The following is a 15,857-nucleotide window of genomic DNA, read 5'->3' as shown; positions in this document are numbered from 1 at the left end:
CAGACTTATTTTCTATATTTCAAAATAAGTCTGTTTTTATTCTATCAATTGCCAAGCCTCCTCCACCTATGCGAAAATGAACCGACAGGAAATGTTAAAAAGAGAGGATAATTCTTATGATTTCTTTTAAAAAGACTGTACCTGCAGTACTCCTGACAGCAACACTGGCATTATCAGCCTGCAGCAGTACCAGCAGTGGCCAAAACAATCAAAATGATGATGGAAACTCTACAAATAAACAAGCAGATCAGCAAACTAAGCAGACCGCTTCCCCTAACAAACAAACGACTCTCCCGGAAGCTTCGTTACAAAAGGGAGATAAAGGAGAAAAGGTGGCAGATTTGCAGCAAGTACTGAAGAAAATCGGTTATCCAATCAAAAAAACGGATATCTTTGACACAGATACTACCTGGGCTATCACTGATTTTCAATTGCAGCAAAAAAAATTGGACATCACAGGCATGTATGACAATGAAACAGAATCATTTCTCCATAAAGCACTTACCGGGAAACTGCAAATTGATCCAGGTAAAGTCCTGCCTCATATGGATAAGCCGCAAAAGGATGAACATGGCGTAGTTATCAGCAACCCATATGAGATTTTATCTCTGGTCAACAAAAATCATGCATTACCGAGCGACTTTGTTCCCAAAGACTTAGTGACACCTGATATACCTTTTCCTTTTACAGAAGATTTGCCGAAAAAACAGGTACGGAAACCTGCGGCAAAAGCCCTGGAAAAAATGTTTGCAGCTGCCAAAAAAGACGGTGTGAATCTGTATGGACAATCCGGCTACCGTTCCTATGAAAGACAGGAATCTTTATTTTCCGCATATGCGGAAAAAGATGGAAAAGCAGCCGCAAATAAATATAGCGCCCGCCCCGGCCAAAGCGAACACCAAACTGGTCTGGCAATGGATGTAACCAGTCCTGATATTCAATTTGATATCAATGAAAATTTTGCTAATACAAAAGAGGGAAAATGGCTGGCGGAACATTGCGATGAATACGGTTTTATCATCCGATATCCAAAAAGCAAGGAAGATATCACAAAGTATGAATATGAAGCGTGGCATGTACGCTATGTTGGAAAAAAAGCGGCTAAGCAAATTACGAAAAATAATAGTACATTGGAAGAATACTTGCAATCGCTGAAAAAATAGCTATGTATAGATCCTGTCCGTGAAGGCAGGGTCTTTCTTTTTTTATCCGTATGGTCACATCATGTTTACATTGGTCCGAAGTGCTTCCTCCGATTGATCAATCAGTCTGTCAATCGCGCGGACCCGTTCCAATGCGACTGTGTCATCTATTTGTTTATAATGATGATTGCCATCTTTCTCTTCATCGGCCTCGTCTGCGAGTGCAACCACTTTCTGCAATGGTCTTAATTCCAGCTCGCCGCTGGGAAGATAGGAATCCGTGTGCAGCAGAATAGCTACAGCAATTTCTTTTGCCGCATGGCGATTTTCGCCTACGCGTATCAAAAGTTTATGCGCACGCTCCGCTCCCTTGATGGCGTGAATATCATTTTCTTTATACAGGTCAAAATCCCATTTCCCATCGCGGTACCATGTGTAATGACCAACATCATGCAACAGTGCAGCTTTCGTAGCCAAGTCTGGGTCAATGTCATAGCGTTTTGCGAAAATGTATGCATATTCCGCAACAGCGACTGCATGTGCGATGCCCGAACGGCGCAAATATTTTTGCGTCACCGGATGAGAAAATACTGTTTCCAACGTAACTGGACGCATATGATTCACTCCCCCTTTTTGATATTGTTTACGAATATACCACTTTCTTCGCCAGGATGCAATAGCATTCATTTCCCATCAGTAAACTTTTCTGAAAGAATAGGACTGACAGCAAAATGTGGCTGGAAGTATTCAAAAAGGAAAGCAATCATACTTTCCTTTTTTCATAGCCTGTATTTTTTAAAACGGCTTCAAAATCATCAATGCTATCACAACCAGGAATATGGCATTTTCTACACGCTCTGCCAAAAACAGCCTGTCAGCCATACTATAATATAAGTCTGGTATTTCTTCCCCGGCAGCATATTCATGGAGAAACTTTTTAATAGGCTTGGAACGTGGTGATAAAATGACAGGACCGAACCCTAAAGCAATCAAAAACAATGTCAGACTAAGCATATACCAGCCTGTTCTGAAAAGATAAGGGTGTATCCAACCCATTAATAAGCCAGTGACAATCAACAATGTTCCGCCAATCATCACAAAAATATGCAGTTGATTACGAATCTGATAAGCATGCCTTAATTCAGACATCGTCTTCGCCTTTTTTAAAACGTGCATCATGACAAAGCCGGGACCCATACCAAGAATGGCAGAAAATATATGGACCATTAATAAGAACTTATATAACATGACGATGACACCTCTGCATCTATATAATGTCATCCTCATCATACACTATTTATTCCTGGTGGTTGTGATATAGCGCACAATTACTTCCTCTTTATTTGCATACCAGCAGGAACATCCTTCTTCCTGTCTTTGTTAAGCACTGCTGCTTTAGATGCAATTTTGCATCTTTAAGATTTTTGATTCTGTCTCCATTGTTCCATCGGATTTTCTGCATCATCGTCCAATGCTATGTGTACCAGCCGAACCTGTCTCTCTTCGCGAGGTTTTTTCAAATCTTCGTATAACATGGCAGAATCAGTCAGCCCTACACCTGCAGTTTCTTCGATCGAGGATGCATAATACCCTTTTTCGATCCCCACGAAAAACATCGCTGTCAAACACATAGAACATGGTTCCCCGCTGCAATACATGACGCTTCCACTAAGGTCCCTCGTTTGCAGCTTTTCCTGCGCTTCTCGGATAGCGTTCATTTCCGCATGGGCGCTAACATCGTATTTATGGTGGAGTTCATTGACCCCCTCAGCCAGTACTTCCCCATCTTTCACGAGCACTGCACCAAAAGGCCGCCCGCCTTCTTTCACATTTTTAGAAGCTAGTCCCAAAGCTCGTTTCATAAATTGATCCATCGAATACCTCCGTCATCATTTGTTGTTTCCCTTTACCCGTTTTTCGTGAAACTTATTCGGAACTTGAAATAAGAAATTATCACGATATTATTTCGAATGATAGCATGCAGGCCTATAGAAATCCAGATTTTCATGATATTCATTGCATTTTCGGTGAAAATCTCTTACAATTCAATTGAGAATTATTATCAATTATTTCCACTGTTTGAAGCAATGCAGGTATAAAATAGGAGGTTATCATATGGAAGAAGTGAAAAACCGTACTGCCTTGGCGCAGATCATCCGCGAACGCCGTGCAGTAAAAAAGCATTATACTGATAAACCGGTTACCGAAGAAGTCGTTCTGGAACTGCTGGAGGATGCCATTTGGGCTCCGACGCATCAACTGCGCCAGCCATGGCGATTTGTTTTTGTCAGCCCGGAGAAGAAGGCTGATTTTGCGAAAAAAGTTGCTGCTACATACCCAGAGGAAAGACAGCAAAATCGGGAAGAATATTTGAATGAACCGAACGCACTCCTCGTTGTCATCATGGAGAAAGGGGAAAATGAAAAACAGTATGATGAGAACTTTGGCGCCACAGCCAGCATGATTCAAAATTTCTGGCTTCTCGCTTGGGAAAAGCAGCTTGGGGTTGTGTGGAAAACCAATCCGCATATCTATGATGAGCGTGTCGAAAACTTACTTGATGTATCAGAAAATGAAAAAATTGTCGGTTTTCTGCATCTCGGCTTTTTTAATAAAAAACCGATTATCAAAGACCGGACCCCGGTTATAGAAAAATTCGCCCGTTACGAAGGCTGATATCCATCGAATTGCTGCAAGAGCAATTCGATTTTTTGTATAGATATGGAATAGCCTTTTGAGATACATGTTTCCCATTCTGCTTCGTCTTTATCTCCGCCTTCGAAATTTCCTTGTTCCTGGCTGATAAAGCCATTAAAAAATCCCCTCTGGTAGATATACCTCCAAAGGGGAACGATTAATGGGTCCTCTCTATCACTGCGGGATGATCAATCATCCCACACAGTGCTTTTCAGCTGATTATCTTTTTCGTGCCGAGCGATAGCCAAATCCAGCAATTCACTGATCAATTCGGAATAGGGAACGCCGCTGATCTCCCATAATTTCGGATACATACTGATTTTAGTGAAACCAGGTAATGTATTCACTTCATTGACATAAATTTTCCCATCTTCGGTCAGGAAGAAATCGACTCTGGCCAAGCCTTCACATTGCAGGGTTTGAAATGCGGCGATGGCTGCTGCCTGTACTTGTTTGACTGTCTCTTCCGGCAATTCAGCTGGAATAGCCAGTTCAGCGCCCTTTTCATCAATATATTTGGATTCATAGGAATAAAATGCAGTTTGTGGCAATATTTCCCCAGGAAGAGAAGCTTTTGGTTCTTCATTGCCTAAAACAGCACATTCAATTTCTCTTCCAATGATGGCCTCTTCTACCACCACCTTATGGTCATAGTCAAATGCAACATCCAAGGCTTTATCAAACTCTTCTTTGGTACTCACCTTGCTGACGCCGACAGATGATCCTTGATTGGCGGGCTTGATGAACATCGGTGTTCCAAGTTCTTCGACAGCCTGCTCATAGGCAGCATCTTGTTTATTCGCAGTCGTATAAACAAGCCCTTTTGCCACATGGATACCTGCTCCTTGCAACAGGCGCTTTGCTATATCTTTATCCATACAAATGGAAGAACTGAGAACGCTTGGTCCGACAAACGGTACATTCGCCAACCGCAACATGCCCTGCAGACTGCCATCTTCCCCAAGCGTGCCGTGTACAATTGGAAAAACAACGTCCAATTGATCAAGTACTGCCCCATTTGACGCATGTATCATTTGGCTGCTGCCAGATCCTGGTACGATCGCCACATTGTCATTGGACTTATTCAGCTGGATCAGTTTCGGGTTTTCAGCGTTAAGTAAGTAGGATGTTTGGTCATTAAGATGCCATCTGCCTTGCTTATCAATCCCAATCAATGTCACTTCGTATTTATCTTTATCAATGGCATCCACTATATTTTTCGCAGATTGCAAGGATACTTCGTGTTCGGCGGATTTACCGCCAAAAATAATGCCGACTTTCACTTTTTTCATGGATAACTTCCTCTCGTTTTCTCGCCGCCGTTCAGATACCGTAGGACTGCAGCTGCCATTATACTATTCTAGGCGAAACACCAATTTTTGTGCTTTCTTTATCATGGAAACGGCAAAAATTTACCTAACAATAAAATAGCATAAATCTGTTTGTTTGTAACAGGATTTTACAGAGAAAACTATATTCCAAGTTTCATTCTTCACGATCATCTTTCATCATTTTACGGATGATGCGCATTTGGCCCCGATGGTTGATTTCATCCTCAAAAACATGAAACCAAAGAAAATAGTTATTAGAAAGATCCGTCCCCCAGGCAGCCTCACGAAAAAGCCACTCATCATCACGTTTTTTCAGCTCTTGCAATGTATTTTCCCTGGTTGACGCCATCGTCTGTAAATATTCACTAAGCTGTCTGCCCCTGATTTCATCTCTGCCCAGCTCACCTAGTCCAAGTGCGGGAGTCAACGTGGCGATTTCGCTTTTATGCGGATGTCTCTCTTCAAAGGTCTGTATTTGGAAAAACCTTTCTACGGCGGCTATATGCGCCAACAGAGCCCCGATGCTGTTTCCATCCCCGCTGGGCAGAAAGTCCAGATTCGCTACAGATAATCCTGCAACAGTTTCCAACGTCGTTTTTCTCACATAATTCATCATTGACACCAGATTGCTGATTTGTGGAGAGTAACCTTCCAATTTTGTTATTTTATTCTCCATTCCGATCGCCTCCTGTATCCAACAGTCATCTCTCTCATCTTAGCATACAATACACAGACGAAATAACACAGCCTTGGCAAGATGGAGAAATTTTTATTTTTTTGTAAAAACCCTTGACATTTCATTTTTGATGTCTCATAATTGCAAACAATAACTTGATTACGCAGGCTTTGACGAAGAGGAGTAATCATGACAAAACACAAAAGAGAGCTGATGGCTGGTGTGAATCAGTGTGTTTTTCATTGATGAATGGACTTCCGAGCCCCAAACCGAACCATGTAACAGTGCAGTAGGCTTTGGCGTTACAGGTCTCTACGTTACAAGAGACAGATATAAAGGCATTGTCCTTTGTATCCGGAAAGTGAGCGGATTTTTTCGCTAACAAAGGTGGCACCACGGGGGTTCTCGTCCTTTTTACAGGATGAGAACGCCCTTTTTGTATTCTTTAAAACAAGCTGACTGCTAAAAAAATGAATAAAACAAATTGTCGATCAAGAGGAGTAGGCATGCATTTCCAATGTTACAGAGAGCCGGGGAGGTGAAATCCGGCATATTGGTACTTGCTGAATGGACTTGTGAAAGGTTTTCTGAACGCGCAAAACGCATAGTAGGAAAACACGTCTTCCGGCGTTATTCGGATAGGATATCAGGTAATGGTGGGTTAGCCCTTTCCAGCCCTCGTATCCGAAAAGATGAAAAGGACTTTCTTTTCAAAAGAGGTGGCACCGCGCAATTGACGCCCTCTGCAGTGATGGATATCGCTGCAGAGGGCGTTTTTTACTTTTAAAAATGGAGGAATGGAAATGACAGACCGAAACGAATTGAAACCCCCCTTCCAAATTCAAAAAATAGAACGTACTTGTACAGTTGCTCAAGCTTTTCTTGCTTTGCCAGGTTCCAAAAAAGCCGTCATGGAATGCTTATCTGAAGACGGACGGCGTTTTTCTTTCATATGTGCGAATCCCTATCAGGAATTGAAAGGCAATATGGCCACTTCTACACTGGTCAACCATATGGCAGAAACAAGTAAGACTTACAATAGCCATCCGCTGGAAATATTGAAACATATTTTACCGAAAAAGCATATTGATCTCCCCTTTCCTTTTTTTGGCGGGGCACTGGGATATATCGGCTATGACAACGGCAGATATGTGCTCGGCCTTGATGAGGAATTGCCAGATGACTTGCATATGCCGGATGTACATTTACTTTTCTATCGGGACTTGATTGTCTTTGATCACAGTGAAAATTGCATTTACCTGCTGGCGGTCCGGACAGACGATGAGAATGACCACGTATTACACAGACGTGTAGCCGGATTGCATGAGGCATTAAAGGCGGCGGATGAAATCTCTGTACCGGTATACGCAGCGGATATTCATTTCATTGCAGAAATGTCCAAACAATCATTTGTATCCAAGGTAGCGACGGCACAGGAACAAATGAAGGCACAAGATATTTCCCAGGTTGTTTTATCACAGCGTATGAAGGCAGCATTTCCAGGAGACCCATTCCTTTTTTATATGAAATTGAGAGCCTCCAATCCATCACCTTACATGTTTTACGTGGACTTTGAAGAATACCTGCTGCTGGGAGCTTCACCTGAAAGCTTGCTGCAAACGTCAGGAAACCGAGTACTCACCAACCCAATTGCAGGAACGTATCCTCGTGGTTCTGATTCGGATGACGACAAACGATTGGAAACAGCATTGCTGGCTGATCCGAAGGAATTGGCAGAGCACGAGATGCTGATCGAACGTTGCAAGCAAGATTTGGCAAAGGTATGCAAGTCCGCAAGCATCCAAGTACCAAGACATCTGTATATCGAAAAATACGAACACGTTATGCACATCGTTTCCGATGTTACTGCTACACTGCGGGATGACAGCTCAAGCATTGATGCATTGCTTGCCTGTTTGCCAGCCGGAACTGTGTCAGGAGCACCGAAGACAAAAGCGATGCGAATCATCAGCGAATTGGAAAACAATAAACGCGGGGTTTATGGCGGTGGGGTCGGCTATATCAATTTCAATCATGATATCAATTTTGCCCTCGCCATCCGAATGCTGACCATTAAGGGTGAAACCGCATATTTACAGGCGGGCGCAGGCATTGTTGCCCAGTCCGTGCCTGAAAAAGAATATGAGGAGACAATGCATAAAGCCAAGTCGCTCATTTCTGCCGGGGGCGGCACCGCTGTTCCAAAGAAAGGTTACAATCTGCCTATAGAAAGGAAACAAAACATGAAAAGCTGTCTGGAAAAATTATTGGCTAACCAAGATATGGCACAACATGAAATGAATGAGGCTATATCCAATATCTTTGCGGGAAGTGTTTCCGACAGCCAAATTGCCGCCTTCATGATTGCTCTTGGCAAGAAGGGTGAAACACCTGAAGAAATTGCGGGAATGGCAGAAGCTATCCGGGAACATGCCAGCCAACCAAATATCTTATCAAGCAACATGATGGATAATTGCGGAACCGGCGGAGATCAATCCCAAAGCTTCAATATCAGCACTGCAGCCGCATTCGTGTTGGCGGGTTCCGGTGTGAAAGTCGCCAAACATGGCAATCGGAGCATTTCCAGTAAAACCGGCAGTGCAGACGTATTGGAGGAGTTAGGCGTTCCATTGGATTTAGCAGCGGGACAGACTGAAGAAATACTGGAGAAAAATAATATCGCTTTTTTGTATGCACCCCATGTCCATCAAAAGCTTGGACAAATCACCAGGGTGAGAAAAGAGCTCGGTATTCCGACGATTTTCAATCTTATGGGGCCTTTGACCAACCCGATGCATTTATCCACCCAATTGATGGGGATATACCGTCGGGATATGTTGGAAATGATGGCGGAAACGCTGCAAAAATTGGGCAGAAAACGAGCCATCGTCATCAATGGGGCGGGTCATATGGATGAGGCTTCTCTTGCGGGAACAAACCATCTTTGCCTGCTGGAAAATGGCAAGGTACACTCTTTTACGCTTCATCCACATGAAGTGGGCCTGCCTGTATATGAAAACGAACAAATCAAAGGCGGCAGTGCCAGGCAAAATGCCCGGATTCTGCTGGATGTACTGCATGGCAATCCTGGTCCCTGTCTTGATACAGTAGTTTTCAATGCCGGAATCGCACTGTTTGCCAATGGTAAAGCAACTTCCTTCAAAGAAGGCATCCAGCTGGCAAAAGATAGCATCGCCAGTGGCGCAGCGATGGAAAAACTGCAATTTTTAATTGACTGCAAGAATCGATATCAATCTATTTCATGAGGTGACAAGATGACTATTTTAAAAGAAATACTTGCGGAAAAGAGAAAAGAAGTGGCCGCGCTGAAACAACAGCCAATGAAGACGACGGTTCATATGAACGATAGGCAAATCCCGCGGATCATAGATACATTCACAGGCTCCAGCCATCTGAATATCATTGCTGAAATCAAGCGAGCTTCCCCCTCTAAAGGGGCACTCAACCTAGAACTTGATCCGGTTACACAGGCCAAAAAGTATGAAGCCTTCGGTGCCGGTGCCATCTCTGTTTTGACAGATCAAGTTTTTTTCAAAGGATCGATGCAAGACTTGCGGGCAATTCGCGCTGCTGTGGATTTACCGATTTTATGTAAGGATTTCATTATCGACCCGATCCAAATCGATTATGCCAAAGCAAATGGAGCCAATATTATCCTTCTTATTGCCGCAGCCCTGTCAAAAGACCAGTTCACTACGCTTTATCAATATGCGAAAACACAGGGTCTGGAGGTACTTTGCGAAGTACATCAGCTGGAAGAACTGGATATCGTGCTACAGCAGCGGGCACCTATTATCGGAATTAATAACCGCAATCTGCATCATTTTCGTGTCGACCTTGCTGTCACTGAAAAAATCCTTCCTCATATCAAGGGCAAGGCATCTGTCATTATCAGCGAAAGCGGCATCCGGACAGCCGATCACGCGAAAGCCGTTGCAGGTTACGGTGCTAATGCCATACTGGTTGGAGAATCCTTTGTCCGTGCAAAAAATCTTGCAGCAACTTTTGCAGATTTCCAAATCGCTTTGAAAGCGGAGGGGACGGAGCATGTTCGTTAAAATATGCGGCATCCAAACACTGGAAGCAGCACAGACCGCCATACAGCAAGGAGCAGACCTGCTTGGCTTCATCTTCGCGGACAGTAAACGGTACATCGCCCCGGAAAAGGCACGTGTGATTATCGACACCATACCGGAACATGTCAAAAGCGTTGGTGTGTTCGTCAATGAATCCATTAGTCATATGGAAAGCATGGCAGCACTGGCTGGTCTCGATTATATCCAACTGCATGGAAATGAATCACCGGACGTAGCTGCCCAGCTATCTTTTCCTGTGATCAAAGCTTTTTCGGCTGATGCTGACAAGCTGGCAGAGATTAAGCAGTATCCTTGCGACTATATACTGCTCGACCATCCAAGTGGCGGTGGAACAGGAGAAGCATTTGACTGGCGGCAATTCAAAACCTTTCATCAGGAACTTCCCCCCTTCTTTCTTGCTGGGGGACTGACCCCGGAAAATGTACAAAGAGCAATCCGTCTTGTCCGCCCGTTCGGAGTTGATGTATCAAGCGGCGTGGAGACATTTGGGGAAAAAGACAGCAATAAGATACAACGATTTATAATGAAGGCCAAAATGGAAAGGATGAAAAAACATGACAGAAATGAAAACGAAGTACAGTGAGCCAGACACGGCTGGGAGATATGGGAAATTTGGCGGAAGATTTGTTCCAGAATTATTGATGCCCGCTCTGATAGATTTGGAGAAAGCCTATCAGGAAGCTATCCACGACGTAAATTTCACCAAAGAGCTGCAGGGCTACTTAGACCATTACGTCGGTCGGGAAACGCCCCTTTATCATGCTAAAAATCTCTCCAAACAGCTTGGTGGACCTGAAATCTATTTAAAAAGAGAAGATTTGAATCATACAGGTGCCCACAAAATCAATAACACGATTGGGCAGGCCATGCTGGCGATGAGAATGGGCAAGAAAAAAATCGTTGCCGAAACCGGCGCCGGCCAGCATGGCGTAGCTACCGCTACAGTTTGCGCCTTGTTCGGACTGGACTGTATCATTTTCATGGGAGAAGAAGATATGAAGCGGCAGGAGCTGAATGTATTTCGTATGGAACTGCTCGGCGCAAAAGTTGCCGGAGTCGCTCAAGGAGGCGGGACATTGAAGGATGCTGTAAACGAAGCGTTAAGATACTGGACCAGCCATATAGACGACACCCATTACATTCTAGGCTCTGTTGTCGGGCCGCATCCTTTTCCAAAAATTGTCCGTGACTTCCAGTCTGTCATCGGTAAGGAAACGAGAAGACAATTCCTAAAGCAGCAAAACAAACTGCCTGATGCTGTCATAGCATGTGTAGGCGGCGGCAGCAATGCAATTGGTATGTTTCATCCATTTATTGAAGATACAGATGTAAGGCTGTATGGCGTGGAAGCAGGAGGAGAAAGCATTGAAAGCGGACATCATGCTGCTGCATTGACCGGTGGCTCTGTCGGCGTGCTTCATGGTACGATGACCCACTTGCTGCAAGATCGACATGGGCAGATTCAGGAAGCCGTATCCATTTCGGCTGGTCTTGATTATCCAGGTGTCGGGCCAGAGCATAGCCATCTTCATGATAGCAAGCGCGTCACCTATACGTCGATCACAGATAAAGAAGCACTTGACGCATTTCGTATACTCTCACAAGCAGAAGGCATCATCCCTGCGCTCGAAAGTGCCCACGCAGTAGCATATGCATGCAAGCTGGCAAAAGAAATGCATCAAGACGAATCCATAGTCATCTGCTTATCCGGCCGGGGAGATAAAGATGTCGCTTCTGTCAAAACATATTTAGAGGGGGAGAAATAATGGGGAAAACAAATTTAGAGACAGTACTGCAAGACACATTACAGGCTGGCCATAAGATATGTGTGCCATATATCATGGCCGGCGATGGCGGTCTGTCCATACTGGAAGAAAGATTGCAATTTTTAAAGGATTGTGGTGCTACCGCAGTGGAATTGGGAATACCATTTTCAGATCCTGTCGCCGATGGCCCTACGATACAGCAGGCGGGGATTCGGGCTTTAAACGAAGGTGCAAGTCTGTCCGCCATATTAGCGCAGTTATCATCTTTTCAACATCCAGCCCCTCTTCCCATCATATTGATGACTTATCTCAATCCGATTTTAGCAATGGGTGTGGATTGCTTTGCCAAAAAATGTTCTTCTTCCGGGGTGGATGGTATTATTGTTCCGGACTTGCCGTTAGAAGAAGAAAATCTGGTTTCTGATTCACTTGCCGATTCAAACATCGCTCTTATCCGCCTTGTAGCGTTGACTAGTCCCGAGGAGCGTATCACCATGCTTGCCGATAAATCAGAAGGCTTCCTTTATGCTGTCACCGTCAATGGGACCACTGGCGGCAGGGATGCACATGCAAACGATGTTGGCGTCTATTTGCAACAGTTGAAAACCCAAAGCACTGTGCCTGTTTTAGCAGGATTTGGCATCTCTTCCCCCGCCCGCGCCCAAGAATTTGCGAGCTATGGAGATGGTGTCGTGATCGGCAGTAAGATTATTGAATTGTTTCAACAGCAACGTTTAGATGATATCCGGAAGCTGATTGCCTTACAATAGCGTATTGCCAGAAAAAAATACAACCCCCAGTTTGGCAGCGGACAAACTGCGTCAAGCCAAGCAGGCTGACTCAGAGCTGGATGGCTGGCTCTGAAAATGGCACTGACGGGTTCGTTTGTATACTTCCTAAGCCTATGATAAACCAGCAAATTGGTACAATTTGCTGGTTTTATTACTATCCGTTCCCCTGCAAAACAACCCTTCCTACCTAATATGCTTCCTTTCGTCCAGTATAATATCAGCCAATTGTCCATGTCCTGGTGATTCTTTTGCCGCTATACTGTAATTGATAAAGATTATCAATTAGAATAGGAAGGGGATCTCTCCATGAAAAGATATACCATTGCCACACTGGCAATCATATTTCTCGTTATACTTGCTGCCTGCGGGGCAGGCGAGAAAGGAAGCACGAAGAATGAAAAAGAAGAAAATCAGCAAAAAACATCAGTATCCTCTGATGGAGAAAGAGTCATCAAACATTTGGGCAAGGAATATAAAGTCCCTCAAAACGTGAATAGGATTGTGATCGTCGGAGCGATTGAGGCGATGGAAGATTCGATGGTGCTTGATGTAAAACCTGTTGGAGCAAGTACAACCGGCGGTGAATTTCCAAAACTGTTCGCATCCACTATTTTAAGTGACGCCAAACCAATCGGGGAAAAAACGGAGCCAAATTTAGAAGCAATTTTGCAATTAAAACCAGATGTCATTTTAATGAGTACGAAATTCCCTGAGGAAACAACGGAAAAAGTAGAGAAGCTCGCACCGGTCATACCAATTTCCCATATCTCCGATGATTGGAAAGATAACTTGAACGTGCTGGCCGAGCTGACTGGAAAAGAAGACGTCGCTAAAAAAGCACTTCAGTCATACGAGAAACAATTAGAAGATACGAAAGAGAAATTAGGCAGTTCAGTCAAGGACAAGAATGTGCTTTCCATTCGTATCCGAAATGGTGATATCTTCATCTATCCGGAAAATGTATTCTTGAATGCGAGTTTGTACGAAGATTTAGGTTACCAAGCGCCGGATGAAGTAAAAGCAGCAAAAGCCCAAGAAATGCTTCCGCTTGAAAAACTATCGGAAATCGACCCGGACTATATGTTTGTTCAATTCGAAGCATCGTCTAATGCAGATGATAAAAATGCACTGAAAGATTTAGAGAAAAATCCAATTTGGCAGAGCTTGAAGGCTGTCCAACATGATAAAGTATTTGTGAATACGATTGATCCGATTCTAGAGGGCGGACCGCTATACAGCAGGACCGAATTCTTAAAAGCTGTTTCAGATAAATTAGCAGATTAATGTAGGTGTTGAAAGATGCAAACCCAATTAAAAAAAACGACGAAATGGATATGGATTCTTGCACCTTTTGCCTTTATCACAGTCGGCATGCTGTCCATTATGTTCGGTGCAAAGGATATCTCTCTTGAAACGATCAAAGAGGCTTTCATACATTTCGATGCAAGTAACCCAGATCACCAGATACTGATGCATTCACGCCTTCCCAGAACAATTGGCACATGCTTGATCGGTGCCTTTCTGGCAATATCAGGTGCTTTGATGCAGGGGATGACAAGAAACTATCTTGCATCCCCTTCCATTATGGGGGTTTCCGATGGGTCTGTATTTTTCATCACGCTAGCTATGGTGTTTTTTCCAGGTATAAACACAGTAGAGCTTATTTTCTTCTCCTTGGCCGGCTCAGCTTTTGGAGTGGGAGTAGTGTTCGGGCTTGGTTCCATCCTGCCGCATGGTTTATCGCCAGTCCGTTTGGCCATACTGGGAACCATCGTCGGGACATTCCTAAGCAGCCTGGCATCGGCGTTTGCCATTTACTTCAAAACATCCCAAAATATCAGTTTCTGGTATAATGCCAGACTGCACCAACTGGATCCTTCCATGATAAAGCTGATCATTCCATTTGCTTTGGCCGGTCTTAGCCTGGCAATCTATTTATCCAAATCGATCACTGTGCTTTCTTTAGGTGACCAAGTGGCTATCGGGCTTGGGGAAAAAGTCACACGGATCAAATGGCTGACCATTCTTACCGTTGCGATATTAACAGGTATTTCCGTAGCGATGGCTGGCAAAGTCGCATTCGTTGGTCTGCTCGTACCGCATATGACCCGTTATCTGATTGGGAATGATTATCGTTGGATCATACCATCCGCTGGCCTTTTGGGGGGCATCTTTCTGCTATCTGCCGATTTGGTCAGCCGCTTCCTGAACAGCCCATTTGAAACACCAATCAGCGTTGTTACTTCCTTTATCGGCGTTCCCTTCTTCATTTATTTAATCAAGCGAAATGGGGGGAAAGCACATGTTTAAACTGGAAAAGACAAGATTTGCAGTTCTCTTTGGACTAGGCATGATCGTCTGCGCCATATTATCCTATACCAGCCTGGTTACTGGTACGTACGCCATGTCTTTTACAGAAGTTTGGCAAACCCTGTTTCGTATTGACCCGCAGCCGGAACTGGATCTCGTCATTTTGGAATTCCGTTTGCCCCGTATCATTGTTGGGGCTTTGGTAGGGCTTGGGTTAGCCGTTGCGGGAACAGTTATTCAATCCGTTTCTAAAAATGGCCTTGCAGATCCCAGTATTATTGGAATCAATGCGGGAGCCGGCTTGGCAATTGTCGTTTTCATGTATTTCTTTCTTGGAAATCTGCAGACGGATAGCTTGCTTGCAACGTTTTCTATGCCTATATTCGGCTTTATTGGAGGTACATTGGCCTCCCTGCTCATCTTCATCCTGTCATGGGAACGTGGAAGATTGGATCCCCAGCGGCTGCTGTTGATTGGCATTGCAATCAGTACAGGGCTTAGCTCTGTGTCCCTTTTTCTATCATTGAAGATGTCCTCTTCTGATTTCGATTTAGCGACTGTGTGGGTCACCGGATCCATCTGGCATGCCAATTGGTACTATCTCGTGGCCATGCTGCCCTGGTTTGTCTTCTTCCTGCCAGTGATTATCTATAAAGCACATGTACTGGATGTTTTTCAATTACAGGAAGAGAGCGTGAAGGGACTTGGGGTTCAAACAGAGAAACAAAAGATCGTCCTTTTATTATCAAGTGTTGGGTTAGTTGCAGCATGTGTATCCGTTTCAGGAACAATCAGTTTTGTCGGGCTCATCTCTCCGCATATCGCCCGTCGTCTGGTTGGTTCCAAGCACAGGTATATTTTGCCGTTAAGCGGAGTAATCGGAATGATTCTAGTCGTCTTTGCCGATTTATTAGCAAAAACTATTGTACAGCCCGCGGAAATCCCAGCAGGGATTATCGTTGCCATTATTGGTGTTCCGTATTTTGTCTACTTATTGTTCAAAGCAAAAGTTTGAAACCACGGCAG

At 44.2% G+C, this 15,857-nt stretch carries 15 protein-coding genes and 2 other annotated features; of the genes, 10 read left to right on the top strand and 5 right to left on the bottom strand.

Going from position 1 to position 15,857, the window contains the following annotated elements:
• Positions 1-116: 116 nt before the first annotated feature.
• Positions 117-1,163 (top strand): D-alanyl-D-alanine carboxypeptidase family protein, encoded by a 1,047-nt coding sequence (locus ACFSMW_RS12710; protein WP_390356161.1) that lies wholly within the window; start codon positions 117-119, stop codon positions 1,161-1,163.
• Between the two features lie 54 nt (positions 1,164-1,217).
• On the opposite strand, the gene ACFSMW_RS12705 is transcribed toward ACFSMW_RS12710, so the two are convergent.
• From ACFSMW_RS12705 to ACFSMW_RS12695, 3 genes are all read right to left on the bottom strand, one after another.
• A complete protein-coding gene (locus ACFSMW_RS12705) occupies positions 1,218-1,757 on the bottom strand; it encodes an HD domain-containing protein (protein WP_390356159.1) in 540 nt (179 codons plus the stop codon).
• Positions 1,758-1,937: 180 nt separating this feature from the next.
• Positions 1,938-2,390: a DUF2269 family protein gene (locus ACFSMW_RS12700; protein WP_390356157.1), complete on the bottom strand. Its 453-nt coding sequence runs from the start codon at positions 2,388-2,390 to the stop codon at positions 1,938-1,940.
• 167 nt (positions 2,391-2,557) lie between these two features.
• A complete protein-coding gene (locus ACFSMW_RS12695; RefSeq protein ID WP_390356156.1) occupies positions 2,558-3,016 on the bottom strand; it encodes a nucleoside deaminase in 459 nt (152 codons plus the stop codon).
• Between the two features lie 241 nt (positions 3,017-3,257).
• Between ACFSMW_RS12695 and ACFSMW_RS12690 the strand changes: the two genes are divergently transcribed.
• Positions 3,258-3,818 carry a nitroreductase family protein gene (locus ACFSMW_RS12690; protein ID WP_390356154.1) on the top strand — a complete coding sequence of 187 codons (561 nt, stop codon included), beginning with the start codon at positions 3,258-3,260 and terminating at the stop codon, positions 3,816-3,818.
• 209 nt (positions 3,819-4,027) lie between these two features.
• On the opposite strand, the gene ddlA is transcribed toward ACFSMW_RS12690, so the two are convergent.
• Complete coding sequence (gene ddlA / locus ACFSMW_RS12685; protein ID WP_390356152.1) at positions 4,028-5,131, bottom strand: D-alanine--D-alanine ligase; 1,104 nt, start codon at positions 5,129-5,131, stop codon at positions 4,028-4,030.
• Positions 5,132-5,324: 193 nt separating this feature from the next.
• Positions 5,325-5,846, bottom strand: a complete 522-nt coding sequence (locus ACFSMW_RS12680) for a DinB family protein (protein WP_390356150.1) — start codon at positions 5,844-5,846, stop codon at positions 5,325-5,327.
• Between the two features lie 161 nt (positions 5,847-6,007).
• Positions 6,008-6,262: a binding site (T-box leader), on the top strand.
• A 62-nt stretch (positions 6,263-6,324) separates the two neighbouring features.
• Positions 6,325-6,593: a binding site (T-box leader), on the top strand.
• A 56-nt stretch (positions 6,594-6,649) separates the two neighbouring features.
• On the opposite strand from ACFSMW_RS12680, the gene trpD reads away from it, so the two are divergent.
• The 8 genes from trpD to ACFSMW_RS12640 all read left to right on the top strand — a co-directional run bounded on the left by trpD (position 6,650) and on the right by ACFSMW_RS12640 (position 15,846).
• Entirely contained in the window at positions 6,650-9,112 is a 2,463-nt protein-coding gene (gene trpD, locus ACFSMW_RS12675; RefSeq protein WP_390356148.1) for an anthranilate phosphoribosyltransferase, read from the top strand.
• Between the two features lie 9 nt (positions 9,113-9,121).
• Positions 9,122-9,925, top strand: coding sequence for an indole-3-glycerol phosphate synthase TrpC (gene trpC / locus ACFSMW_RS12670; RefSeq protein WP_390356146.1), 804 nt, complete (start codon positions 9,122-9,124; stop codon positions 9,923-9,925).
• Entirely contained in the window at positions 9,915-10,547 is a 633-nt protein-coding gene (locus ACFSMW_RS12665; protein ID WP_390356144.1) for a phosphoribosylanthranilate isomerase, read from the top strand. Before trpC ends, ACFSMW_RS12665 begins: the two co-directional genes overlap by 11 nt.
• Positions 10,528-11,730 (top strand): tryptophan synthase subunit beta, encoded by a 1,203-nt coding sequence (gene trpB / locus ACFSMW_RS12660; protein WP_390356440.1) that lies wholly within the window; start codon positions 10,528-10,530, stop codon positions 11,728-11,730. Before ACFSMW_RS12665 ends, trpB begins: the two co-directional genes overlap by 20 nt.
• On the top strand, positions 11,730-12,500 hold the full coding sequence (gene trpA / locus ACFSMW_RS12655) for a tryptophan synthase subunit alpha (protein ID WP_390356142.1): 771 nt from the start codon (positions 11,730-11,732) through the stop codon (positions 12,498-12,500). The genes trpB and trpA overlap by 1 nt, the downstream gene beginning before the upstream one ends.
• Before the next feature lie 327 nt (positions 12,501-12,827).
• Entirely contained in the window at positions 12,828-13,805 is a 978-nt protein-coding gene (locus ACFSMW_RS12650; protein ID WP_390356141.1) for an ABC transporter substrate-binding protein, read from the top strand.
• A gap of 15 nt (positions 13,806-13,820) precedes the next feature.
• Positions 13,821-14,831, top strand: coding sequence for a FecCD family ABC transporter permease (locus ACFSMW_RS12645; protein ID WP_390356139.1), 1,011 nt, complete (start codon positions 13,821-13,823; stop codon positions 14,829-14,831).
• Positions 14,824-15,846: a FecCD family ABC transporter permease gene (locus tag ACFSMW_RS12640; RefSeq protein WP_390356137.1), complete on the top strand. Its 1,023-nt coding sequence runs from the start codon at positions 14,824-14,826 to the stop codon at positions 15,844-15,846. The genes ACFSMW_RS12645 and ACFSMW_RS12640 overlap by 8 nt, the downstream gene beginning before the upstream one ends.
• Positions 15,847-15,857: the final 11 nt, after the last annotated feature.

The sequence above is a fragment of the Tigheibacillus halophilus genome, from assembly GCF_042683165.1.
GTDB lineage: Bacteria > Bacillota > Bacilli > Bacillales > Amphibacillaceae > Tigheibacillus > Tigheibacillus halophilus.
Note: the sequence above shows the minus strand (reverse complement) of the source record. Positions and strands in the feature narration are given on the sequence as shown.

Excerpts from the sequence above, each read along its gene's own strand:
- ACFSMW_RS12710 (WP_390356161.1), top strand. The coding sequence starts at position 117 with ATGATTTCTTTTAAAAAGACTGTACCTGCAGTACTCCTGACAGCAACA.
- ACFSMW_RS12705 (WP_390356159.1), bottom strand. The coding sequence starts at position 1,757 with ATGCGTCCAGTTACGTTGGAAACAGTATTTTCTCATCCGGTGACGCAA.
- ACFSMW_RS12700 (WP_390356157.1), bottom strand. The coding sequence starts at position 2,390 with ATGTTATATAAGTTCTTATTAATGGTCCATATATTTTCTGCCATTCTT.
- ACFSMW_RS12695 (WP_390356156.1), bottom strand. The coding sequence starts at position 3,016 with ATGGATCAATTTATGAAACGAGCTTTGGGACTAGCTTCTAAAAATGTG.
- ACFSMW_RS12690 (WP_390356154.1), top strand. The coding sequence starts at position 3,258 with ATGGAAGAAGTGAAAAACCGTACTGCCTTGGCGCAGATCATCCGCGAA.
- ddlA (WP_390356152.1), bottom strand. The coding sequence starts at position 5,131 with ATGAAAAAAGTGAAAGTCGGCATTATTTTTGGCGGTAAATCCGCCGAA.
- ACFSMW_RS12680 (WP_390356150.1), bottom strand. The coding sequence starts at position 5,846 with ATGGAGAATAAAATAACAAAATTGGAAGGTTACTCTCCACAAATCAGC.
- trpD (WP_390356148.1), top strand. The coding sequence starts at position 6,650 with ATGACAGACCGAAACGAATTGAAACCCCCCTTCCAAATTCAAAAAATA.
- trpC (WP_390356146.1), top strand. The coding sequence starts at position 9,122 with ATGACTATTTTAAAAGAAATACTTGCGGAAAAGAGAAAAGAAGTGGCC.
- ACFSMW_RS12665 (WP_390356144.1), top strand. The coding sequence starts at position 9,915 with ATGTTCGTTAAAATATGCGGCATCCAAACACTGGAAGCAGCACAGACC.
- trpB (WP_390356440.1), top strand. The coding sequence starts at position 10,528 with ATGAAAACGAAGTACAGTGAGCCAGACACGGCTGGGAGATATGGGAAA.
- trpA (WP_390356142.1), top strand. The coding sequence starts at position 11,730 with ATGGGGAAAACAAATTTAGAGACAGTACTGCAAGACACATTACAGGCT.
- ACFSMW_RS12650 (WP_390356141.1), top strand. The coding sequence starts at position 12,828 with ATGAAAAGATATACCATTGCCACACTGGCAATCATATTTCTCGTTATA.
- ACFSMW_RS12645 (WP_390356139.1), top strand. The coding sequence starts at position 13,821 with ATGCAAACCCAATTAAAAAAAACGACGAAATGGATATGGATTCTTGCA.
- ACFSMW_RS12640 (WP_390356137.1), top strand. The coding sequence starts at position 14,824 with ATGTTTAAACTGGAAAAGACAAGATTTGCAGTTCTCTTTGGACTAGGC.